Source organism: Cytobacillus sp. C11.1 (genome assembly GCF_058145115.1).
In genome coordinates this window covers 2,355,118-2,377,560 of the sequence record NZ_CM176935.1, presented here as the reverse complement: position 1 = coordinate 2,377,560, position 22,443 = coordinate 2,355,118, and the positions used below count along the sequence as shown (strand labels likewise).

Genomic DNA, 22,443 nt, shown 5'->3' with positions numbered 1-22,443 from the left:
AGGCAGCTTAATTTTTTATTTTTTCATTGATCGGCAAATCCAGTCGCAATATATCCTCGTACGTTTCCCTTTTGACAACCAGCTTCGCTTCGCCATTTTCAACAAATACTACAGGCGGCCTTGGGATACGGTTGTAATTGTTGGACATGGAATAGCCGTAAGCACCGGTGCAAAAGACAGCCAAAATATCTTTATCCCCTGCCTTCGGAAGCGGCAAATCCCAAATGAGCATATCGCCCGATTCACAGCATTTACCTGCAATCGAAACAGTCTCTTCCGGCTTCTCCATTACTCTGTTTGCCAAAACCGCTTCATATTTCGCCTGATAAAGAGCCGGTCTGATATTATCACTCATACCGCCGTCCACAGCCAAATAGTTCCTGACATTTGGAACCTCTTTGCGGGAACCTGTCTGATATAGTGTAGTCCCTGCATCTCCAACAAGGGAACGGCCCGGTTCAATCCAAATCTCAGGCATTTTCATTGAATAATGCTCAGCCTGATTTTTAACTTCCCCAATAATTTCTTCAACATATTGAGATGCAGGAATGGGATCATCATCCCCTGTATAGCGGATTCCGAACCCTCCTCCCAAATTAAGCACTTGGGGTTCATAAGAATATGCTTCTTTCCATTCGTACATCTTTTCAAAGATTTTCTTGGCCGCTAAAATAAATCCTGTTGTATCGAAATCTGGGAGCCAATATGGCAATGCAGTCCAAGCGTTTCAATCCACTCGGAATACATAGCCTTTTTTAATGCCTCTTCAGCCTGGCCATTTTGAAGATCGAATCCGAATTTGGAATCTTCCTGCCCTGTTAAAATATAGTCATGGGTATGGGCTTCAATTCCCGGTGTTACCCTTAAAAGGATTTTCGTCTTAATGGCAAGCGATTCACAGGTTTCCTGGAGAAGGTCCAGTTCATAAAAATTATCGACAACGATGCAGCCGACATTATATTTAAGAGCCATTTCCAGTTCTTCTTTGCTTTTATTGTTGCCGTGAAAATGGATCCTTTCAGGAGGAAAATCTGCAGCTAAAGCTGTGTATAATTCGCCGCCTGAAACAACATCAAGTGATAGGCCTTCTTCATCAACCAACTGTACCATAGCTACAGTTGAAAAAGCTTTGCTCGCATATGCTACTTGAGCCGTAATTCCCAGGTTCTCAAAAGTCTGCTTAAATCCTCTTGCTCTTTCCCTTATTAGAGCTACATCATATACGTATAATGGCGTTCCAAATTGGCCGGCGAGTTCAACAGTGTCCATACCGCCTATCTCCAGGTGCCCTTTATCATTAACTTTCATTGTGCCGTGAAAAAACATGTTTCCCCCTCTTCCCTTTTAGCGAAGCACAGGACTTTTTACATCCGACAGGATCTAAAAAGAAGCAACCCTCTCTTTTAAAAATCAAGCATATATTGCCCCTGCTAAACATCAATTAAAATTTATTAAAGAAATAGACAGTTTCCGCAAGAGACTGTCTATTCTGTTTCCTTTAATCCTTTATTCAATTAAAAACACTTTACCATATTTCGTGTATTTTCGCAATCGGCATTCCGTGTATTTATTGCTTCATGGCTGCTTATAACGATTCTTTGTCTGAACGATACTTGGCCGGATTTTTGAACCAGGCATTGACCGGCGAATCAATATTTGAGATAAAGCTACTGGACTGAACGGAATAAATGGCCATAAATAAGGCGTATTCAAAGATTTAATGCTAGCAAGCAGCAAGATGAGCAAGGTTAACCCCACGACTAGTCCTGGTGTATGGAACAGGGCTACTGACACCAGAAGTCCCAGCCTCACTATTTTATTGGCGATACTGAGCTCATAGCTCGGTGTAGCAAATGTCCCGATTGCCGCCAAAGCAACGTACAAAATAACTTCCGGCACAAACAACCCAACATCTATAGCGATTTGCCCTATGAGTACCGCAGCAATTAAGCCCATCGCTGTCGAAAGCGGTGTCGGTGTATGAATGGCTGCAATTCGGAGGAATTCAATTCCCACATCAGCAAGAAATAATTGCACAATTACTGGTACATTTGTTTCTTCATTTGGGCCGACAAACGCAATTCTTTCCGGCAAGAGCGAAGGCTCCAGAACAAACAAAAACCATAACGGCAACAGTACGATAGATGCAAGCAATCCCAGAAAGCGGATCCAGCGGACAAACGTTCCAACTGCTGGCGATTGTCTATATTCTTCAGCATGCTGCAAATGATGAAAATAAGTAGTAGGTGTGATGATGACGCTTGGTGATGTATCTACGAATACAATAACATGCCCTTCCAGCAAATGGGCAGCTGCCACGTCAGCTCTTTCCGTATAGCGGACAAGCGGGAACGGGTTATAACCCTGCTTTAACAAAAACTCTTCAACTGTTTTGTCAGCCATTGTGATTCCATCAATTTCGATCGCTTTGATTTCTTTTCTGATTAGGTCGACCAAATCCTTATTAGCAACATCTTTAATATAACCTATAGCAACATCTGTTTTGCCACGCTCACCTACCCGCATAATTTCAAATCGAAGTCTTTCATCCCTAATCCTTCTTCTTGTTAATGCAGTATTTACGATAATATTCTCAACATACCCGTCACGAGAGCCACGGACGACTTTTTCGGTATCCGGTTCCTGCGGTGTCCTTCCTGGATAGCTTCGTACATCTACAACAAGACCTACTCCAGCTCCCTCTACAACCACTACAATAAGTCCTGATAGTACCTGGTCAACCAGCTCATCCATCGTTTTTATATGTTCAACGGACTGGTGCATGATTCGGTTTTCAACTATTTCAAACAATTTAGTTGAAAGTTTTTCATTATCGTTAATTTCAACAAGCCCTTCAACAATTTCAATAATAAACTGGGTATCAGTCAAGCCATTTATATAATAAAAATGGACATCTTTTCTTAAAACCTTTAACTTGCGGACTCCTAAATCAAAACTATCTCCCAGGCCAACTCTGTCTTTCATATACCTTTCAATTTCATTAACAGATTCAGGAATGGGCATTTTATCTTTCTTCTTGCTGTCAGACATCATATCCGCTCCTTTCCAAAACAAGTTCTACTGCCTTCCTGGTAATTGGTGAACCTTTTTCGTAATGGTCCTTTTTCGACATTTTCCCAATATCACCGATTCCCACAATAATCGGAACATCTAATTGATCAAGACAATATACAGTATCGCCATTGATGCGCCCTACTTCCATCTCAGGAACACCAAACTTATCTACACCATATGGAGTGAGCTCCCCATTGCTATCAATACAAACATCAACTTTTGTCCATTCAGCCTGCCTCGTTTTCGAAGCTACCGCTATAACACCTAAAACATGGATATCTTTATGGCACGCCACATATTTCAGTGCATTCTCTCCTGCACCCTCCCCAATAAATCCGCTGTCATCAAACATGACAAGGACAGGGTCATGGGAGACTTTTTTTATGAGCTTAACGATTTGCTGGCCGGTTAATACAGAAGGATTTCCATGAGACAAGGACAAGCATCTGCCCCCAATTTCCTTTGCAACAAGCTCAACAGTTTTCCTTGCATAGTCGTCTCCATCAGTTATAAGAATGACGTGCCTCCGATCATCCATAATAATTTTTCCTTTCCGAATGAATATTGTTTAAACAAAACTCTGCAGCCAGCCTTTTCGGCAGTATACTATCTTATTTGTTAACAAAGTACACCCATTGAAATAGTGAGCCGATTACTTTTCCAAATACAAACGCCATTAGCAATATGGCAATTTTTCCATCAACACCGATCCTTTTCGCAAGGATCGGAAAAACGTTCAACACCTCAGTTAGGGCGGCTGCAAGCATTCCTACAAATACACCTGCGGCCAGACCTAGCGGGATCAAAAGATATGGTGTAAAAAACAAAACCGGATTCCAAAGGGACGCCAATGCTCCTGCCAATGCACCTAAAACGACTGCAGCTTCATAATGGTGTATCATTTTCATCGTTTTAGTCAGTTGAGTAAGTCTCGGTATGATTCCCAAAACTGCCAAAAATGCAACGAAGCCTGAGCCAACCGCCAACCCTCCAGCAAACCCAATTATCATCACCAAAACAACATTAATTGTCATCAATGTGCTTCATACTCTCCTTGTTCTCATGTAAAGCAACATAATTATCTAGGTCAAGCTGATAATTGAACATTTCCACTTCCAAAGGGCTTGGTTCTTCATTAAGCCGTTTTTTAAAGACATGGTTAAAAAAAATAATCATCCCCAGGCCCAGCCCGATTGAATATGGAATTTGAAAGATGAGCGGCTTGCTATCCACTTCTCCTGTTATAATTGTGTAAATTCTTAGCTGGACAGCTTGCATGCTGACATCTTCATGGAAATTCATAATGGCCAGTGCAGCCCCAATAAATAGCAGGGCCCAAACCAACAGGAAAAGTGGGAGGGAAACTTTTCGCTTCTTTGTGACAACCTCGACAATTGCCTGAGCCGGCCCTATTGACTGGACTTCCAGGTTCGGAAATGATTTAGTTATAGCGCGGATCACTTTCATAACGTCAATAATGATTATGTTCCGGTCATTGTCCGTTACCCGATACAAAGCAAGTTTGCATAGCGGTTCATAAATACCCTCATCTGCAATGACTTGAGCGATATCCTTGAGAAGAATAATCTCATCCGGCCGAACTTGCAGGCGATGCCGCAAGCGAATATAAACCGTTTTTTCCATTACGCTCACTTCCCACACAGTGATTTCCTCGTATATTTAGTATGAGTTACATATATTTGCTTCATGAAGACCAATAATTGGCTGTATAAAGAGGAATTGGATTTTTCGGCTTTGCTGGAAGGTTTAGAGGACTTTTTAGGAAAAAAGCTTTATTTTTTATAGTTAGCTGTACAGCAAAAAATCATTCTAAGCATGTTGCTTACAAACTAGTTTTAATTACTGAGTTGATTGGAGTGGAAGGCACTTGATCCTCGAAAATGCATTCGCATTTTCTTCGTGCGGTGGTAATTCGAGGAAGCCTATTCAATGTCCTGCGGGAAGAGAGGGAGCGGGAGACCCCGCAGGCGTGAAACGCCGAGGAGGCTCCCGTTCCTCCCCGCGGGTTCGCTGCGTGACTGGAGCGGAAATCAAAGGGCAAGCTTTAGAGTCCAAAAACAACAATTTATATGAAAAGAGCCTTTAGAGAAGAGCTAAAAGTTTGCGAAAACAGCCAAAATAAAAGACCGAGTGGATTTTACAAATCCATCCGGTCTTTCATTTGCTGCAATATCTTTTTTTCGAGCCGTGAAACCTGAACTTGGGAAATGCCAAGCCTGACTGCCACTTCAGATTGTGTCTGATCTTTATAATAGCGTAAATAGACAATCAATCTTTCCCGCTCATCCAATTCACGTATCGCTTCCTTCAGAGCAATCTTATCAAACCATTTGCCTTCATTGCCATCGTCAATTTGGTCCAGGAGGGTAATTGGATCTCCGTCATTTTCATACACCGTTTCGTGAATGGATGAAGGGATCCGGCTTGCTTCCTGTGCCAGAATGATATCTTCAGGGGAAATCTCAAGATGCTCGGAAAGCTCTGTCACTGTTGGAATACGGCCAAGTGTTTTTGAAAGTTCATCCTTAGCCTTCCTGATTTTGTTGCCCATTTCCTTTAAAGAACGGCTCACCTTAACGGTTCCATCATCACGGATAAACCTTTGGATTTCTCCGATGATCATAGGGACTGCATAGGTTGAAAACTTTACGTCATAACTGAGATCAAATTTATCAACCGATTTTAATAAGCCAATACAGCCGATTTGGAAGAGATCGTCGGGTTCATAGCCTCTGTTTAAGAATCGCTGGACAACCGACCAGACAAGGCGCATATTTTTCTGGACAATCCGATCCCTCGCACCCTGATCCCCGCTTTGGCTTTGCTTTATAAGCTCCTTGACTTCATGGTCCTTTAAATAAGTTTGGCCCTTATCTGATTTAACCTCCACATCCATAGCAAGACTCCCTTAATTGCATAGCATTTTACTATTTGATAAATGCTTCCTTAATCGGATCTCTGTGCCTATTCCCGGTTGCGAATTGATTTCAATTTCATCCATGAAATTTTCCATAATTGTAAAGCCCATACCTGATCTTTCTAATTCAGGCTTTGTCGTAAACAGCGGCTGCCGGGCTTCCTCCACATCCATAATCCCAAGCCCTTTATCCTTGATAGTCATATCAATGAAACCATCTTCAATTAGAACAGAAATATAAACAACTCCATTTGGATCATTTTCATAACCGTGGATAATAGAGTTTGTTACAGCTTCAGAAACGACTGTTTTGATTTCTGTTAATTCATCCATTGTTGGATCCAGCTGGGCAATAAATGCGGCAACTGTCACACGGGCAAAGGATTCATTTTGACTTAATGCACTGAATTCCAAATTCATAACATTTTTCATAGGTCAGGCAACCCCCAATCTTTGCAAAGCATTTTCCTCTGTCGGCTCTAAACGGATAATCTTAAATAAGCCTGACATATCAAAAAGTCTTTGCACTGCAGGGGAAATCGCACAAACAACCATTTCGCCATGTTTTTGTTTGATTTGCTTGTACCTGCCCAAAATAACGCCCAATCCCGAACTATCCATAAAAGAAAGATGTTCAAGGTTTAAAATAATATGATGGATATCATGATCTTCAATTGCTCTCGTCGCCTGTTCCCGCAGTTCATCTGCTGAATGATGGTCCAGCTCTCCACTTAGACGAATACATAAAACATCATGCTTTACTTCCAAATTAATGTTAAGACTCACTACTATAGCCTCCTTATCTGGTATCCTACACTGAAAAAGCACATAATCCTTGCTTTTCGCTTTTTCCTGCCGGATAGGCTGAACCTGAATCAGAAAATTCCGGTCTCCGCCCTTATAGTGAGTCAATTTCGATGCCTAATGTTTTATTTCCTTCCTGAAGACAAAACTAGTGTATATTCGCTAAAAATAGTTGTCATAGGGTATCTTTTCGACAAGTTCTCAAAAAGGTACCTAGCCTACTATTCAGTTTTTGTTAACATGCCCATCGAGCGTTTGAATAGTGTCCACCAGCCTGCCTCCTTGTTGTCTTCCTTTGCAACAAGCGGGCTTTCCACCAATGTCTTCCCGTTCTTTGTCAATGTTAAAGTGCCTATCTTATCGCCTTTTTGAATAGGCGCTTTAATATTTTTATCCAAGGTTACTTTTTGCTCAATATCCTCTATGCCTTCGCCCTTTTTCGTTAATAAGGAAATCGGCTCGCTGGTCAGAGCTTCAACCTGTTTTTTCTCGCCTTTACTTACAGATACCTTTCCCAGGGCGTGATTTCTCTCGTACATCGGATGTGTCTTATATTGGCTGAAAGCATAGTCCAGCATCTTTGTAACTTGAGCATTGCGCTCCTTTGAGGTTGGAGCGCCGAAAACCACTGTGATGACCCGCATTCCCTCTTTTTGAGCGGTCGCTGTAAGACAGTATTTTGCCTCCGATGTAAAACCTGTTTTCAGCCCGTCTACACCCGGATAAAAGCGGACCAGTCTATTTGTATTGACAAGCCAAAACTTTTTATCTGTATCCTCACGCAGATAAGCTTCATATGTGCCAGTGAACTTTGTGATATCTTCATATTTTAGAAGCTCTTTCGCCATCATGGCCATATCATAGGCTGTACTGTAATGATCTTCTGCTGGAAGGCCTGTAGGATTCTGAAACTTCGTATTCTTGAGACCTAATTCCTTCGCCTTCTTATTCATCATTTCCACAAAAGCTTCTTCTGAGCCAGCAATTCGCTCAGCCATGGCCACTGATGCATCATTGCCTGAACCAATTGCAATCCCTTGGAGCATCTGCTTGGTGGTCATTTCTTCACCAGGTTCCAGAAATATTTGCGAACCGCCCATTGATGCAGCATACTCGCTTGTTCGGATTTTCTCATCCCATGACAGTTTACCTTCATCTATGGCTTCCATGATTAACAGCATTGTCATCACTTTTGTCATGCTGGCAGGAGGCAACTGTTCCCCGCTGTTTTTTTCATATAAAACCGACCCGGTATCGCGTTCGATTAGTATTGCGGACTTCACATTATCCGCCAAATCTGCACCACTTTCCCTTGCAAATCCTGAAGGAACAAAGATTGTTGCCAATAAAAATGTTATTAACATTAATGAGACGATTCGTGTCATCACATAAAACCTCCATTCTTTATAGCCTCCATTTTTTCCATTTAAAGAAAATTTATACAGTCGAATGAGCCCAAATAGAAAATAAAGAAAAATCATTAGCAGGTCATTTTTATTGATAATTGGAAATCAGGCGGGATGTTAGGGTGGGTAATTACTAAATTCTTTTGTATGTTTAAATTCATACTGATGGACAGCCTTTTTCAAGATGCTTTTGGATTCTGCTTCAGCTCAGGATGCCTTGCAGTTTTAGTAGCCAAAAGAGAATTTTTCAGCGAAAAAAGCCGCCAGACACACTGTCCTGGCGGCTTTACTTAATTATTGAGTAATTTCTTCATGAATTAGTACAGGAGCCGGTACTTTTCCACTTGAAATTGTAATGTTTCCATATAGCATGTCTCTTACTTCTTCTATATTTTCGAAGTTGCTGTAAATTGTAACAAGAGATTCGCCCTTGTTTACCTGGTCACCAATTTTCTTTCTTAAAACAAGGCCTACAGCTAGATCAATTTCTGATTCTTTTGTAGCTCTTCCCGCTCCCAAAAGCATCGCAGCAGTTCCAATTTCGTCCGCTACAATTTCAGATACATAGCCATCTTCTTTGGCTTCCAGTTCAAATGTATATTTTGACTGCGGCAACCTTTGGGGATCATCCACAACAGATGCATCTCCGCCCTGAGAGCTAAGGAATATTTTAAAAGTTTCTAAAGCAGATCCATCTTTCATTGCATTTTCAAGCTTTTCACGTGCTTCTTTTAGAGAATCCGCTTTTTTCGCTAGGAAAACCATATGGCTGCCTAAGGTCAGGCAAAGCTCTGTCAAATCTTCAGGCCCCTCGCCTTTAAGTGTATCAATCGCTTCCTTTACTTCAAGAGCGTTGCCAATCGCAAATCCAAGCGGCTGACTCATGTCGGAAATAACTGCCATTGTGTTTCTGCCCACATTGTTCCCAATCCGCACCATTGCTTTTGCCAGTTCCCTGGAATCTTCCAGCGTTTTCATAAATGCGCCTGCGCCTGTTTTGACATCAAGGACAATTGCATCAGCACCTGCTGCAATTTTTTTGCTCATAATCGAGCTGGCAATTAGAGGTATACTATCCACTGTTGCTGTTACATCGCGCAGTGCATAAAGCTTTTTGTCTGCAGGAGTCAAATTGCCGCTCTGACCAATGACAGCAATCTTATTCTGGTTGACAAGCTTAATAAACTCATCATTCTCGATTTCCACATGGAAACCTTCAACAGATTCAAGTTTATCGATTGTTCCGCCAGTATGGCCAAGTCCGCGGCCAGACATTTTCGCAACGGGGACTCCGACTGCTGCTACAAGTGGACCAAGTACTAAGGTGGTTGTATCGCCAACTCCGCCAGTTGAGTGCTTATCCACTTTAATTCCCTCTATTTTTGATAAATCGATCTGATCCCCTGACTCTACCATAGCCATTGTCAAATCCGCTCTTTCATTTTCAGTCATTCCCTGAAAGAATATGGCCATTGTCAAGGCGCTTACTTGGTAATCCGGTATTGATCCGTCTGTATATCCTTTAATGACAAATTGAATTTCTTCTGTTGATAACTCTATTCCGTCCCTTTTCTTCTCAATAACATCGACCATTCTCATACCTAAACACCACAGCTTTCATTTCATTTAATATCTGTTTTTACACACCAAGTTCTTTTACTATTGCTTTTACATAACGAAGGAAATCTGCTTTGACTTTTTCAGTTGTTTCGATTACTTCTTCATGATTCAACGGCTGATCAAGGATTCCGGCTGCCATATTTGAAATACAGGAGATTCCGAGTACTTCCATACCTGAATGGCGTGCGACAATGACTTCCGGGACAGTTGACATCCCAACCGCATCCCCTCCCATTGTTCTAAGCATTCGTACTTCTGCAGGAGTTTCATAAGTTGGGCCAGTATTCCCAACATACACACCCTCCTGGATGTTAAGGTTAAGAGTATCTGCAATTCCTCTTGCAAGCTTTCTTAGCTCTTTGGAATATGCTGCCGACATATCAGGGAAACGCGGACCCATACGTGAATCATTAGGCCCGATTAGCGGATTGCTGCCCATATTATTGATATGGTCCGAGATTAGCATTAAATCACCAGGTGAAAAACTTTCATTCACTCCACCTGCTGCGTTAGTTACAATCAGTGTACTGACGCCCATTTCATTCATAACACGGACAGGGAAAGTAACCTTATCAAATGTATAGCCCTCATAATAATGGAATCGTCCTTGCATGGCTACCACTTCAATTCCATTCAAACGCCCGAACACAAGCTGGCCTGCATGCCCTTCAACTGTGGATACCGGAAAATCTGGTATGTCGTTATATGGGATCTTAACTGGGTCTTCAATTTCATCTGCAAGAACTCCAAGCCCTGATCCTAAAATAAGTCCAATTCTTGGCTGGCTGGAGTATTTGTCTTTAAGAAACTGCGCTGCATTTTGAATTTTGCTATAATCCATCATCTATTCTCCTCGTCTGCTTTTTTCTTACTTTAATTGGTTCAAGAAACTTTTTCCATATGCTGGTTTTTTCACATTAAAGTTTTCGGCGATTGTTGCCCCTATATCGGCAAATGTTTCGCTGATTGGAAGCTCTTTGCCTTCTTCCATGTCCTTTGCATAAACAAGCAGCGGCACATATTCCCTCGTATGGTCTGTTCCGTGGTGGACCGGATCATTTCCATGGTCTGCTGTAATCATCAATAAATCTCCTTCCTGCATCTTGGCAAATACTTCAGGAAGACGGGCATCATACTCTTCCAGGGCTTTTCCGTAGCCCTCCGGATTGCGTCTATGCCCGAATAAAGCATCAAAATCAACCAAATTTAAGAAGCTTAAGCCGGTAAATTCCTTATCAAACGTTTCGATTATCTTATCCATGCCATCCATATTTGATGTCGTGCGGATTGACTCGGTTACACCTTCACCATCATAAATATCTGAAATCTTGCCAATTGCTACTACATTCAATCCGCTATCAGCCATTTCATTCATAACTGTACGATCAAACGGCTTTAACGCGTAATCATGGCGATTTGAGGTTCTTTGGAAATTACCTGGATCTCCAACGAAAGGCCTTGCAATGACACGGCCTACCATATATTTTTCATCCAATGTCAGTTCACGGGCAATCTTGCAAATCTTATATTGTTCTTCAATTGGAATGATCTCTTCATGGGCAGCAATTTGAAGTACTGAATCAGCAGAGGTATATACAATCAATGCCCCTGTATTCATGTGCTCTTCTCCAAGCTCAACCAGAATTTCTGTTCCGCTTGCAGGTTTATTGCCAATTATCTTTCTGCCTGTACGGGATTCAAGCTCGGAAATCAGTTCTGGAGGGAACCCGTCTGGAAACACTCTGAATGGAGTCTGGATATTCAAGCCCATGATCTCCCAGTGTCCAGTCATTGTGTCTTTTCCATTGGAAGCCTCCTGCATTTTCGTATAAAAAGCCATTGGCTTAACGGCTTTTTTGATTCCCTTGATTTCCCGGATATTGCTTAAGCCGAGCTTTCCCATGTTTGGCATATTTAAGCCATTCATTCTTTCTGCAATATGGCCAAGTGTATCGGCGCCTTTATCGCCGAATTTCTCGGCATCAGGCGCTTCCCCGATTCCAACTGAATCCATAACAATTAAAAATACGCGCTTATATGTATATTTGGACATCTTAAAACCTCCTAATTTTTTGAATACGGTTACAAAAAATCATATTCGTATAGTACCCTTTTTAGGTGCATTTAACACAGTTTCCCCTGTTGTAATAAGTCTGTTCTGCCAGTTCATTTACAGAAGAGAATCCAGATCAGCTCTTTTATTCGTCAGAAGTCTGACATCTATATTTTACATAATATACAGGTAAAAAAACAAGAAAAAGCTGCCGTTTTTCGTGGCAGCTTTATGACATTTTATTTTAGGTGTTTATTCTGTTCAAACTACCACTTTAAGCTCGTGGATGAAACTGGCTGTAAACATCCTTAAGCCGTGTTTTCGTTACATGTGTATAAATTTGAGTGGTAGAAATATCAGCATGTCCAAGCATCTCCTGGACTGCACGCAAATCGGCCCCGTTTTCAAGCAGATGTGTTGCAAACGAATGCCGCAATGTATGTGGAGTCAAGTCCTTTTCAATGCCTGCTTCCTGTGCAAGCCGCTTTAGGATCTTCCAAAAACCCTGCCTTGAAAGCCGTTTACCATGATGGTTCAAGAATAACGCTCCGTCTTTATGCCTTTTGGAAACAAATTTTTCTCTTCCCTCATTTAAATACCTTTCAAGGGCTTCCGTTGCTGTTTTCCCGATCGGCACAATCCGCTCCTTGTTGCCTTTACCGATACATCTTACAAAGCCCATTGTTAAATGTACATCTCCTATATCCAGGCCGATCAGCTCGCTGACACGAATCCCGGTGGCATATAGCAGCTCAAGCATTGCTTTATCTCGCAAGCCATAATGGTCCCTTATCTCAGGAAATTCCAATAAAGTTTCAACCTCTTCCATATTTAGCACTTTTGGAAGCGACCGTTCCATTTGCGGCGATTCGATATGTACGGAAGGATCATGGCCCACTACTTTTTCACGCAGCAGGAATTGATGGAAGGCTCTTACCGAGGCTATGTGCCGGGCCAGTGTTTTCGAAGATTTCCCCTGCTTTTTTAAAAAGCCAAGGAAATGGACAATCTGCACACGCTGTACATTCTCAAGGTTCGACAAGTTTTCTTCGGCCTTGAGGTATTTCAAATAACTTTTTAAATCTCTCTCATAAGAAACAATCGTGTTCTTTGCAAGCCCTTTTTCTACAATTAAATAATGAATAAAATCTTTTAACTGATCGTTCATATAATAGCATTACTCCCCATTTAAGTAGAAAAGAATTAACCGGTCCAGCCAGCTTGCATCTTGGTCCGTTCCGCTGGCCGAAACTTTAACAGCCGCTCCCTTTGGTTCGTCATAGCGGTGATAATCCTGGTATTCTTCATTTAACCACATAATACCATAATAAAAAAGGATTGTGCATCCGGTAAAAAGGACAAACACTTTAATTGTTTGAAAAGCCAAACTAAGCCAGGATTTCATTCTTTTTTCCCCCAAAAACACATAATTGTAAGAAAAGCTAAAACTCCACTTTCTTATCTTTTATTAAAAGGTATGCCATTTTGGACAAGAATTATACCTGTTTCTGTATAATTGCTCTTCGCGCTGGGGATACTGCATTCGCGCTACTGCATGGGGAAATACAGATGCAATAAAAAAACCTTCTCTTAAATTAAAGAAAAGGTTTAGTTAACAAGGTTTAGTTTGCATCTGTTTCGTTATCTGTCTTTTTATCCTGGCAGCGGTAGCAGATTCCATGAAAAGTAAGGCGGTGGTCCTTTATTTTAAAGTTCCAGCGGCGCTCAACCACTTCCTCTACATCCTCCAGCAAGTCTTCCTGAATTTCATCAACAGCCCCACATTCAATACATACTAAGTGATGATGGAAATGGGCTGCCCCTTCCTGGCGCAGGTCATAGCGGGAAACTCCATCACCAAAGTTAATTTTATCAACAATTTTTAGTTCAGTTAGCAATTCAAGTGTTCTATAAACAGTTGCCAAGCCTATCTCAGGCGATTTCTCTTTAACAAGGAGGTAGACATCTTCCGCACTTAAATGATCCTCTTCGTGTTCTAACAAGACGCGAACTGTTGCTTCTCGCTGTGGTGTTAGTTTATAGCTGGATGAATGCAACTGTTTTTTTATTCTCTCAATTCTGCTTTCCATACCGAAAGTCCCTCCCTCGCCACTAACATTCTCATTATAACAGAAATGCTTTCTGATTCAAAATAAAATTATTATAAATAACATTAAATAATTAATATCATTTAATAATTATTATAAAATATTAGGCTGCGAATTAAAACCTTTTTATCTATACCCTAACTTGTATCTTTTTATCCTTGTATTTGCACAAAGCAAAAAAGGCAGGTTACATTGTCCTGCCTTTCTTTTATATTTATTAAGGCTCTTTTCTCATAGATTGTTGTTTTTGTTTATGAATTCTGCCAGTTGATTTCCGCTGCGGACACTTGCTTTCCGCGGGAAGGGTTGCGAGCCTCCTCGGCTTCGCCTGCGGGGTCTCGCACATCCCTCACTTCCCGCAGGACATTGAATAAACACCCTTGAGTAAACATCGCACGAAGAAAATGCGGATGCATTTTCGAGGATCAAGTGCCCTCCGCTACAATCAACTCAGTTGTCCAAATACGTTTGCCTTCAAAAAGCAACAAACTTTACGAAAACAGCCTTTATTAATAAATCAGGATTGGATGGAGTTTACTACAGACTTCATTAAAACAGGTGAGATAAAAGCCTCGACTCCAGCTGCGGCGATAAGAAACAGAATCGCTACAGCAAAGGTAATCATATATCGCCCGAATAGCGGCATGATTGGCTGGCCCACTTTTTTCATAAATTGTCTGCGAATCATTTTAAGTGAAAAGGAAACTGCGAGAGTCGCTGCCAGAATAAAAACCGGGATAATGATCAGATTTTGCGGAAGGATCGATACAAATGAAAGCAAAAATCCTTCCCAGCCCATTTTGTTAACCAAAAAACCAACTGTAAATCCTACCACCATCCCTTTCATAAATAAAAGAATCAGGATGACAGGAAGTCCAATAATGGAGATTCCCAAAATCCACATCAAGCCTATAAATTTCGTATTATGGAAAAAACTCTGTTTGAATAAGTCTTTTGCTGCTGCCACATGCCCATCAGATACTTGGCCAAAAAACTGAGACAGGTAATAAAATAAATCCTCTTTTTGCGTGAAGCTTAAGCTATTAACAACTATTGCTCCAAAAATCACACCCATCAGGAATAAAACAATGACAAACAAGTAAATTGAGGAATGTTCGCGAAAGTGGGCTGCGGCGACGTTCTGGTACATTTTTTTCTTCATTGCTCTTCCTCCTAAGACAAAACAAAATTTGATTATTAAATTGTATGCTTGTCCCCGGTTTGTATGACAGAAGAAGTATATAAGAAAATAAAATCTTGATCATTCCAATTTTTTTCGTTATAATTTTCGAAATTATTTAACTATATGGAGCTGATCGAGTGAAGGCCATTTTAACCGAATTTCCAGAGAAAATTGAAACTGAAAGGCTTTATCTGCGGCCTGCCTTACCGGGAGATGGGAAAGTAGTCCATGATGCCATAATGGCATCTGTTAAGGAGCTGAAACAATGGCTTCCTTTTGCCCAGAACGAACAAACAGTGGAGGAAGTAGAGGCTGGGATCCGAAGGTCTTACGCCAAGTTTATTTCAAGAGAAGATTTCCGAATCCATATTTATAAAAAGGAGGACAACATTTTTGTCGGCTCTACGGGCTTGCATCGAATTGATTGGGATGTCCGCAAATTTGAAATAGGATATTGGGGTGATTCGAGATATCAGAAAAACGGCTATATAACAGAAGCAGCTGAACGTTTAACGAAGTTTGCCTTTGAGCACTTTCAGGCTAACAGAGTAGAAATCAGATGCGATCCCAGGAATATAAACAGCAGCAAGATTCCCGAAAGGCTGGGATACAAACTGGAAGGGATACTTGCTAATGACAGTTTAAGTGCAGATGGCAAAGAGCTTCGGGATACATGTGTCTATGCCAAGGTAAGCAAGGCAGCCAGCACCTAATATAAAGCCTCTGTTATAATTACCTGTTGATTTCCGCTCCAATCAACAGGTTGCCAAAATTAAAAAGCCTGCTCATATCGAACAGGCTTTTTAGCTATCTGCTATTTTCCCGTACTTTCCTCCGCCCCCTGCTTTAAGGTTTAACTTCCCTTCACGTGCTTTGCCAATAAGGCCGGCTGTTTTGGCAGGGACCACACGGCTTAATTCAGATAACGGAACATGATGGAGAATGGCCATTTCTGTCCCAAAATGGTTTAACAGCTTCTCCAGCATTTTCGGGCCCAAACCAGGAATAAATTCGAGTGGCACCTGATGAATATAGGGAGGCCGGTCCATAGAAATCTCTCCGGCTGTTTTTAATTCTGAAATTCGGTCGGCTACTCCTTTGATGAACTTGGGATGATTGCAATGCTTGCACACACCCTTGTCTGCATTAAAAGGGCTAAAGCATTCTGAACAAACGGTCTGATGATATTTGCCAAGCAAGGGATCAAGGCCATAATTGGCTTTAACTCTGCGGTTGACTGCACCTGCCAAAGCCTTCCTAAGCTCCTCAAAGGTCGGTTCCTCTATTTCGAGGATTTGATATTCTCTTGCAATTTTTTTTAATGAATGGGCATCTGAGTTGGTAAGGAATGTATAACTGTGCAGTTCGCCGATTTGATCAGCCATGGCAGTATCTGCACTCAATCCCAGCTCTACAGCATCAATTAGGCCAGGATCAAAAACCTCAGTCAGGGACCGCTGTACACCTTTTCCAAATAAACTTTTAAAGGGTGTAAAAACATGGGCAGGAATAAATAACCCATTCAGCTCCTTTACCTTCTTCTGCAGCATTTGCCCTGAAGCATATATCCGCTGTGAGCTTAATGTAATATTTTTCAAGTAGTCAGACAGCCAGTTTGAAAATTCCTTCATAATCGGAATGGAAGGAAAAAAGCAAAGTACATGAATAGGGCCCTTGCACTTTTCATCATAAATCTCCAGCTCAGACCCTGGTATAATGGTTAAATTCCCATATTGCAGCCCGCCATCCCTATGTTCCGATAAAGATCCTTCCTCTATCAGCCCTTCCATTTCAAGAATGACTTCAGGAGAGTGGCAATCTATAATGCCAATTATATCCAGACCTTTTTCATTTCGGGCATGCCTGATAATATTTGTAAAAGTAAGAGACTTTGCACCTGTTATTTTAACCGGCTTCCCTGTAAAAGTGCGTCCTATGTGGATATGAAGATCCGCAAAATACTGATTCATTATTTCTTCAGCGCCTTTTGCAGCTGTAAATATTGAATAGCATAAGCCGTTTTTGCATCGTGGATTTTCTGCCCCTCCAGTAATGCCAATGCTTCATCCAGGGTTACCTCCATGAGATTCAGAAATTCATCTTCATCAGGGGATGCGGCATCTTCTTTTTTCTCCAGTCCCTTTGCTATGTATAAATGGACAAGTTCATCCGCAAAGCCTGGAGAAGTATAAAACGAGATCAGCCATTCCATTTCCTTGCAGCCGTAACCTGTTTCTTCTTCAAGCTCTCTTTCTGCACAAACCTGCGGATCTCCCCTGTTTCAAGCTTTCCGGCAGGTATTTCCGCAATAACTTTATCCAATGCTTTTCTATACTGTTCGACCATAACCATTTTATTATCATCCGTTACTGCCAAAACGGCTACCGCCCCAGGATGCTTGATAATTTCCCGCTTGGAAGTTTTACCGTTTGGAAGTTCAACATCCTCTACCTGCAGGCTAATCACTTTTCCAGAGAATATTTTTTCGGTTTTAATTGTTTTTTCTTCTAGGCGACTCATTGTTTTACAGTCACTCCTGTTCTATTCCGATAATGTTTGCTCATACATTTTATCATACTTTAATAGGGGGAGTATGGCATGAAGGTGTATGTCCACAGCAAGGGAATCGTATTGGCCGGAAAAGCCTGGGAAGTCCGAGAAAAACTGAAGCAATACAGCAAAAAGTATGTTTTTGTGAAAGACTGGGTTGAATCGCAAAAGATAACGAAGTGATGTTGTGAGTAAAAAACTTACTAAGGCTAAGCCTCTAATTTGAGTATGCCTCATTTCATTCTGTACAATGATAGAAAACAATTGAAATGAGGTGGGCCCTTGAAAAAGAGGCGGATAGGAAGTTCTGATTTATATGTCAGCGAGCTTGGGCTGGGATGTATGTCCATTGGAATGAACCCTTCAAATGCGCAGGAGATTATTGAAGCTGCCCTTGAAGAAGGCATTAATTACTTTGATACCGCTGATTTATATGATTTTGGCGAAAACGAAAAGCTTGTCGGGCATTTTCTAAAGAATGTCCGGGAACAAGTCGTCATTGCGACAAAGGCAGGAAACCGCTGGAACGAGCAAAAAGACAGCTGGAGATGGGATCCTTCAAAAAAACATATTAAAGAAGCAGTGAAAGATAGCCTGAATAGGCTTGCTACTGATTATATTGATTTATACCAGCTCCATGGGGGCACCATAGACGATCCGATTGATGAAACCATTGAAGCATTTGAGGAACTGAAGGATGAAGGCTTAATCCGCCATTACGGCATTTCCTCCATCCGGCCAAATGTGATCCGGGAATATGCAAAAAGATCCTCCATTGTTTCTGTCATGATGCAATACAGTATTCTGGACCGGAGGCCGGAAGAAGACGCACTTCCCCTCCTAGCAAAAAAAGGCATAAGTGCTGTAACACGAGGACCGCTGGCAAAGGGACTGCTCAGCAATAAAATGCTCGACAAAGCTTCTCAGTCTGTCAAAGCAAAAGGCTACTTAGATTACAGCTATACTGAATTGGAGGAAACGATTCAAAGTATCAGAGAAAAAATTTCCGGCGATCGATCCATGACAGAGATAGCATTTCAGTATAACTTGGCTAACCCGGCTGTTTCTTCTGTAGTGGCTGGCGCAAGCAGGGTTGAACAAGTAAGAGAAAATGCAAAAGCAGCCAGGGCTAACCCGCTGACTGAAGAGGAATTAGATGTTATAAAAGCTCTCGCTAAACAAAACATATATGAGCAGCATAGGGATCTATTCTAAATTAGGTGTGATTCACTGCCACATTCATTTTAAAATCCCGTTGATTGGAGTGGAAGGTGCGAAGACTCCTGCGGGAGCAAGGGTCAGGGGAGACCCCGCAGGAGCGTAGTAACGAGGAGGCTCTCCGGGCCGCCCTCGTTCGCTGAGCACCTGGAACGGAAATCAACAGACCCATTTCACTGACGGAAAAAAAACTATAGGCAAACCAGATTTTGATCAAGTTTGTCTACATTCTTAAGGGCTGACGAAAAGTCAGCCCTTTTTAAATCATCATTAAAATAATAGTATAGCCAATCACACCGGAAATAAAGGCTCCATAATTGCTTTCCCTGTCTTCAGGGAGCTCTTCTTTCAGTACATTTAAGATCATTCCTCCAGCCAAAGTGGCAAATAAAAAGGCGATCACCTTTTCACTGACTTCTGTTAAAATCCCAATAGACCATCCTATTAAAATGGACAGAGTCAGAAGCCAGCGGCCATATCGGTCGTATATTTTTTTATACGACTGCCTCAGACCATGATCGTTAGAAATAAAATGCACGGATAGTGCAAAGAAATAAATCAGCCACTCCTTCAGGTTTGCAAATTCGCCATGTACAAGCAGATAGCCAATAAGCATATTATAAATAAAGAAAGTGGACATATGCAGCCAAAAAGATCCGGCAGTATGCTGTTCCTCTTTGCCTTTTCGGGCATTCTTCCGAGAATGTTTCACTGCTTTTTCTATCCCATAAAAAGCGCAAAGGCCAAGCATCGCAAATATATATACATGGCTATCAAGATACCGGAAAATTTCCGTATTGCCGGTGCCCTCAATACTTTCCTGATGCTCTTTTAACTCAGGAAGGACATGAACAAATACATAAGCTACAGAAATTCCGCTGGCAGCTGATAAAAGCCTGCTTCGCGGGATATATGTAAGAAATTTCATGTATTTTGAAGAAAAATGAACAATTGAAAAACCGAGAGCGAATATAAAGCTTAATAAAGAAAGCATGGAACAACACCCATCTTTTTTATTAATCTTTGCCCTCGGTATCTATAGATGAAACTTTTATTCTTGTATCATTTGAACTCTTTCCAATTGAGATTGCTTTCGCCTAGCAATTCCTCGAAGCTTTTATTCTTTTCACGCAATCTTTTTTCCTCTTTCCTTCTGCGATCTTCCTCTTCCTTCTGCTTATCTTCAGCCTGTTTTAATTCTTGTTTTTTCCCTTTTAATTGCTGCATTAAGTCCTGGTTTAACATGTCTCCAAGCGTAATAGGTTTATCATCCTTTTTCGGCTGGGAATGCTGTTTCTTCTTTTTCATAAAATCCCCTCGTCAACTATTTTTGCCATACATTATAACATATTTTTTTGGACAAATTGCAGAAGTCTGACCGGCCATTGATTTATGCCAAAAATTCCAGAAACTCAATTCTGTTGCCGAATGGATCATTTGCAAAGAAGCGTTTTCTTCCTTCAATCGGGGCTTCCTCCTTAATACCGATGTTAAGCTTATGAAGGCTGCCCCTTAATTCTTCAAGGTTTTCAACGACGAAACCGGGGTGAGCCTTTTTTGCCGGCAAAAAGTCTTCCTGTACACCAATATGTATTTCCTGATTTCCGCAGATAAACCAGCACCCTCCGCGTTTTTGAAGGTTTTCTGGCTTTGGTATTTCCTTGAGCCCTAGCAGATCTCCATAAAATCTCCGAGCCTCTTCTTCGCACCCCTTTGGTGCTGCCAGCTGGATATGATCGATACCTTTGAATGAGAAACTCATATTTTCTCCTCATCTCTTTTTAAATTAGCTCTGTTAAACTTGCCTGTTAAATTCCGCCCAAGAAGCTCAGCGAACAGTGGGCGGTCCGACAATGAGCTTTAACTCAGGCTTTAAATAAGGAAAAGCACAGCTTATGCAGCTGCACTTTTCTTAAACTCATTAATAGGCATCTGTAACAACATTTCCGTCAACTTGCAACTCAGGCTCTGTTGAATTAATAATGTCCTCGATAGTGAAGCCTTTTGCGACTTCAACAAGCTTTAAACCTGAATCGGTTACATCAATGACTGCCCGCTCAGTTATAATGCGGTCAACTACAGCTTTTCCTGTTAATGGAAGACTGCACTCTTTGAGTATTTTCGAATCGCCATTTTTATTTGTGTGATCCATAATGACGATAATTTTATTTGCTCCATGGACAAGATCCATCGCTCCGCCCATACCCTTGATCATCTTTCCGGGAATCATCCAGTTTGCAAGATCCCCTTTCTCAGAGACTTCCATTCCCCCTAGAATGGCAATATTCACATGGCCTCCTCTAATCATGGCAAACGATTCTGCACTGTCAAAATAAGCAGATCCCGGAATTGCAGTAACTGTTTCCTTCCCCGCATTAATTAAGTCTGGATCTACTTCCTCTTCCGCAGGATATGGCCCGATGCCGAGCAATCCATTTTCCGATTGCAGTACCACTTGCTTATTATCTGAAATATAGTTTGCAACCAATGTTGGCATGCCAATTCCTAAATTTACGTAAAAGCCGTTCTCTATCTCCTTTTCAGCCCGTCTGGCAATTTTCTCACGGACTGCTGCTTTATCATTACTCATGACATCCTCTCCTTCCGTCACTGCTTTTTTATTTCTTTACTGTCAATCTCTCAATGCGTTTTTCCTGTTTGCCCTCTATAAGTGATTGAACGTAAATGCTTGGCGTATGAATGTAATTAGGATCCAGGTCACCAGTTTCACAAAGTGTCTCCACTTCTGCAATGGTCACTTTTCCAGCGGCTGCAATCATTGGGTTAAAGTTTCGGGCAGTTTTGTGATAGACGAGGTTTCCCATCTTATCGCCTTTCCAAGCTCTAACCAGGCTAAAATCTGCCTTAAGTGCTTCCTCCAGAAGATATTCTTTTCCGTCAAATACCTTTGTTTCTTTCCCTTCCGCAATTGGTGTTCCCACTCCTGCTGGCGTATAGAAAGCTGGAATGCCGGCACCGCCTGCGCGGATTTTCTCTGCAAGCGTTCCCTGAGGCTGAAGTTCCACTTCGATTTCACCTGACAGAACCTGTCTTTCAAATTCTTTATTTTCTCCGACATAGGAACCGACCATCTTCTTAATTTGTTTATTTTTTAAAAGCAATCCAAGTCCCCAATCGTCAACTCCACAGTTATTCGAAATGACTGTAAGGTCTTTTACCCCTTTATCTACTAAAGCCAGAATAAGGTTTTCTGGAATTCCGCATAGGCCGAAGCCGCCAACCATAAGGACAGCTCCATCATGAATTTCCTGAACCGCTTCCTCAAAGGAAGTACAAATTTTCTTCATTTCAATCGCTCCTTTCATTGAATAACGTATTTTCTATTCCGCTGCAGACGCTCAGCAAACCGCGGGTGGTCCGGGAGCATCCTCGGCGCATTCGCACCTGCGGGGCTCCCTTTGACACATTCCTCCCGCTGGACGCTGATTCAGTATCCTTGGATCAACACCGCACGAAAGAAATGCGAA

The 22,443-nt window shown here is 41.6% G+C and carries 24 protein-coding genes and 2 pseudogenes; 3 read left to right on the top strand and 23 right to left on the bottom strand.

Annotated elements, in window-relative coordinates; translation table 11 throughout:
- Positions 1–7: 7 nt before the first annotated feature.
- From lysA to spoIIM, 16 genes and pseudogenes are all read right to left on the bottom strand, one after another.
- Positions 8–1,326: pseudogene (lysA, locus tag AC3ZVC_RS11760) on the bottom strand (diaminopimelate decarboxylase).
- Between the two features lie 249 nt (positions 1,327–1,575).
- Entirely contained in the window at positions 1,576–3,051 is a 1,476-nt protein-coding gene (locus tag AC3ZVC_RS11755; protein ID WP_490068915.1) for a spore germination protein, read from the bottom strand.
- Entirely contained in the window at positions 3,044–3,613 is a 570-nt protein-coding gene (gene spoVAEA / locus AC3ZVC_RS11750) for a stage V sporulation protein SpoVABEA (RefSeq protein ID WP_490068601.1), read from the bottom strand. Before spoVAEA ends, AC3ZVC_RS11755 begins: the two co-directional genes overlap by 8 nt.
- 73 nt (positions 3,614–3,686) lie before the next feature.
- On the bottom strand, positions 3,687–4,109 hold the full coding sequence (locus tag AC3ZVC_RS11745; RefSeq protein ID WP_490068914.1) for a stage V sporulation protein AB: 423 nt from the start codon (positions 4,107–4,109) through the stop codon (positions 3,687–3,689).
- Positions 4,099–4,719, bottom strand: a complete 621-nt coding sequence (locus tag AC3ZVC_RS11740; protein WP_490068600.1) for a stage V sporulation protein AA — start codon at positions 4,717–4,719, stop codon at positions 4,099–4,101. Before AC3ZVC_RS11740 ends, AC3ZVC_RS11745 begins: the two co-directional genes overlap by 11 nt.
- Positions 4,720–5,233: 514 nt before the next feature.
- Positions 5,234–5,992 carry an RNA polymerase sporulation sigma factor SigF gene (gene sigF / locus AC3ZVC_RS11735; RefSeq protein WP_490068599.1) on the bottom strand — a complete coding sequence of 253 codons (759 nt, stop codon included), beginning with the start codon at positions 5,990–5,992 and terminating at the stop codon, positions 5,234–5,236.
- 12 nt (positions 5,993–6,004) lie between these two features.
- Complete coding sequence (gene spoIIAB, locus AC3ZVC_RS11730) at positions 6,005–6,445, bottom strand: anti-sigma F factor (protein ID WP_214722798.1); 441 nt, start codon at positions 6,443–6,445, stop codon at positions 6,005–6,007.
- 3 nt (positions 6,446–6,448) lie between these two features.
- A complete protein-coding gene (gene spoIIAA, locus AC3ZVC_RS11725) occupies positions 6,449–6,799 on the bottom strand; it encodes an anti-sigma F factor antagonist (protein ID WP_110064298.1) in 351 nt (116 codons plus the stop codon).
- A gap of 239 nt (positions 6,800–7,038) precedes the next feature.
- Entirely contained in the window at positions 7,039–8,202 is a 1,164-nt protein-coding gene (locus AC3ZVC_RS11720; RefSeq protein ID WP_490068598.1) for a D-alanyl-D-alanine carboxypeptidase family protein, read from the bottom strand.
- 315 nt (positions 8,203–8,517) lie between these two features.
- Positions 8,518–9,822, bottom strand: coding sequence for a pyrimidine-nucleoside phosphorylase (locus tag AC3ZVC_RS11715; protein ID WP_490068597.1), 1,305 nt, complete (start codon positions 9,820–9,822; stop codon positions 8,518–8,520).
- Between the two features lie 40 nt (positions 9,823–9,862).
- Positions 9,863–10,684 carry a purine-nucleoside phosphorylase gene (locus tag AC3ZVC_RS11710; protein ID WP_490068913.1) on the bottom strand — a complete coding sequence of 274 codons (822 nt, stop codon included), beginning with the start codon at positions 10,682–10,684 and terminating at the stop codon, positions 9,863–9,865.
- A gap of 27 nt (positions 10,685–10,711) precedes the next feature.
- Positions 10,712–11,896, bottom strand: coding sequence for a phosphopentomutase (deoB, locus tag AC3ZVC_RS11705; protein WP_490068595.1), 1,185 nt, complete (start codon positions 11,894–11,896; stop codon positions 10,712–10,714).
- 274 nt (positions 11,897–12,170) lie between these two features.
- Positions 12,171–13,064, bottom strand: a complete 894-nt coding sequence (gene xerD, locus AC3ZVC_RS11700) for a site-specific tyrosine recombinase XerD (RefSeq protein ID WP_490068594.1) — start codon at positions 13,062–13,064, stop codon at positions 12,171–12,173.
- A 9-nt stretch (positions 13,065–13,073) separates the two neighbouring features.
- Positions 13,074–13,301: a YqzK family protein gene (locus tag AC3ZVC_RS11695; RefSeq protein ID WP_490068591.1), complete on the bottom strand. Its 228-nt coding sequence runs from the start codon at positions 13,299–13,301 to the stop codon at positions 13,074–13,076.
- A 217-nt stretch (positions 13,302–13,518) separates the two neighbouring features.
- Positions 13,519–13,986: a ferric iron uptake transcriptional regulator gene (fur, locus tag AC3ZVC_RS11690; protein ID WP_144541425.1), complete on the bottom strand. Its 468-nt coding sequence runs from the start codon at positions 13,984–13,986 to the stop codon at positions 13,519–13,521.
- A 535-nt stretch (positions 13,987–14,521) separates the two neighbouring features.
- Complete coding sequence (gene spoIIM / locus AC3ZVC_RS11685) at positions 14,522–15,166, bottom strand: stage II sporulation protein M (protein ID WP_490068590.1); 645 nt, start codon at positions 15,164–15,166, stop codon at positions 14,522–14,524.
- A 158-nt stretch (positions 15,167–15,324) separates the two neighbouring features.
- On the opposite strand from spoIIM, the gene AC3ZVC_RS11680 reads away from it, so the two are divergent.
- The gene (locus AC3ZVC_RS11680; RefSeq protein ID WP_490068589.1) at positions 15,325–15,900 is read left to right on the top strand and encodes a GNAT family N-acetyltransferase; all 576 of its coding nucleotides are present in this window, start codon (positions 15,325–15,327) and stop codon (positions 15,898–15,900) included.
- Between the two features lie 90 nt (positions 15,901–15,990).
- Here the strand turns inward: AC3ZVC_RS11680 and AC3ZVC_RS11675 are convergent, their stop codons facing one another.
- A complete protein-coding gene (locus tag AC3ZVC_RS11675) occupies positions 15,991–17,157 on the bottom strand; it encodes an endonuclease Q family protein (protein ID WP_490068588.1) in 1,167 nt (388 codons plus the stop codon).
- Positions 17,157–17,707, bottom strand: a pseudogene (locus AC3ZVC_RS11670) (NUDIX hydrolase). The gene AC3ZVC_RS11675 and the pseudogene AC3ZVC_RS11670 overlap by 1 nt, the downstream one beginning before the upstream one ends.
- Positions 17,708–17,785: 78 nt before the next feature.
- Between AC3ZVC_RS11670 and mciZ the strand changes: the two are divergent.
- Together mciZ and AC3ZVC_RS11660 are read left to right on the top strand one after the other, a co-directional pair.
- Entirely contained in the window at positions 17,786–17,920 is a 135-nt protein-coding gene (gene mciZ, locus AC3ZVC_RS11665; protein WP_490068586.1) for a Z-ring formation inhibitor MciZ, read from the top strand.
- 99 nt (positions 17,921–18,019) lie between these two features.
- Complete coding sequence (locus AC3ZVC_RS11660) at positions 18,020–18,952, top strand: aldo/keto reductase (RefSeq protein WP_490068585.1); 933 nt, start codon at positions 18,020–18,022, stop codon at positions 18,950–18,952.
- Positions 18,953–19,214: 262 nt separating this feature from the next.
- On the opposite strand, the gene AC3ZVC_RS11655 is transcribed toward AC3ZVC_RS11660, so the two are convergent.
- From AC3ZVC_RS11655 to AC3ZVC_RS11635, 5 genes are all read right to left on the bottom strand, one after another.
- Positions 19,215–19,949 (bottom strand): hypothetical protein, encoded by a 735-nt coding sequence (locus AC3ZVC_RS11655; RefSeq protein WP_490068583.1) that lies wholly within the window; start codon positions 19,947–19,949, stop codon positions 19,215–19,217.
- Positions 19,950–20,017: 68 nt separating this feature from the next.
- The gene (locus AC3ZVC_RS11650) at positions 20,018–20,263 is read right to left on the bottom strand and encodes a YqkE family protein (RefSeq protein ID WP_490068582.1); all 246 of its coding nucleotides are present in this window, start codon (positions 20,261–20,263) and stop codon (positions 20,018–20,020) included.
- Positions 20,264–20,345: 82 nt separating this feature from the next.
- Positions 20,346–20,717, bottom strand: a complete 372-nt coding sequence (locus tag AC3ZVC_RS11645; protein ID WP_490068580.1) for a VOC family protein — start codon at positions 20,715–20,717, stop codon at positions 20,346–20,348.
- A 159-nt stretch (positions 20,718–20,876) separates the two neighbouring features.
- Positions 20,877–21,545, bottom strand: a complete 669-nt coding sequence (locus AC3ZVC_RS11640) for a 3-oxoacid CoA-transferase subunit B (RefSeq protein ID WP_490068579.1) — start codon at positions 21,543–21,545, stop codon at positions 20,877–20,879.
- A gap of 28 nt (positions 21,546–21,573) precedes the next feature.
- Complete coding sequence (locus tag AC3ZVC_RS11635; protein ID WP_490068578.1) at positions 21,574–22,263, bottom strand: CoA transferase subunit A; 690 nt, start codon at positions 22,261–22,263, stop codon at positions 21,574–21,576.
- Positions 22,264–22,443 lie beyond the last annotated feature (180 nt).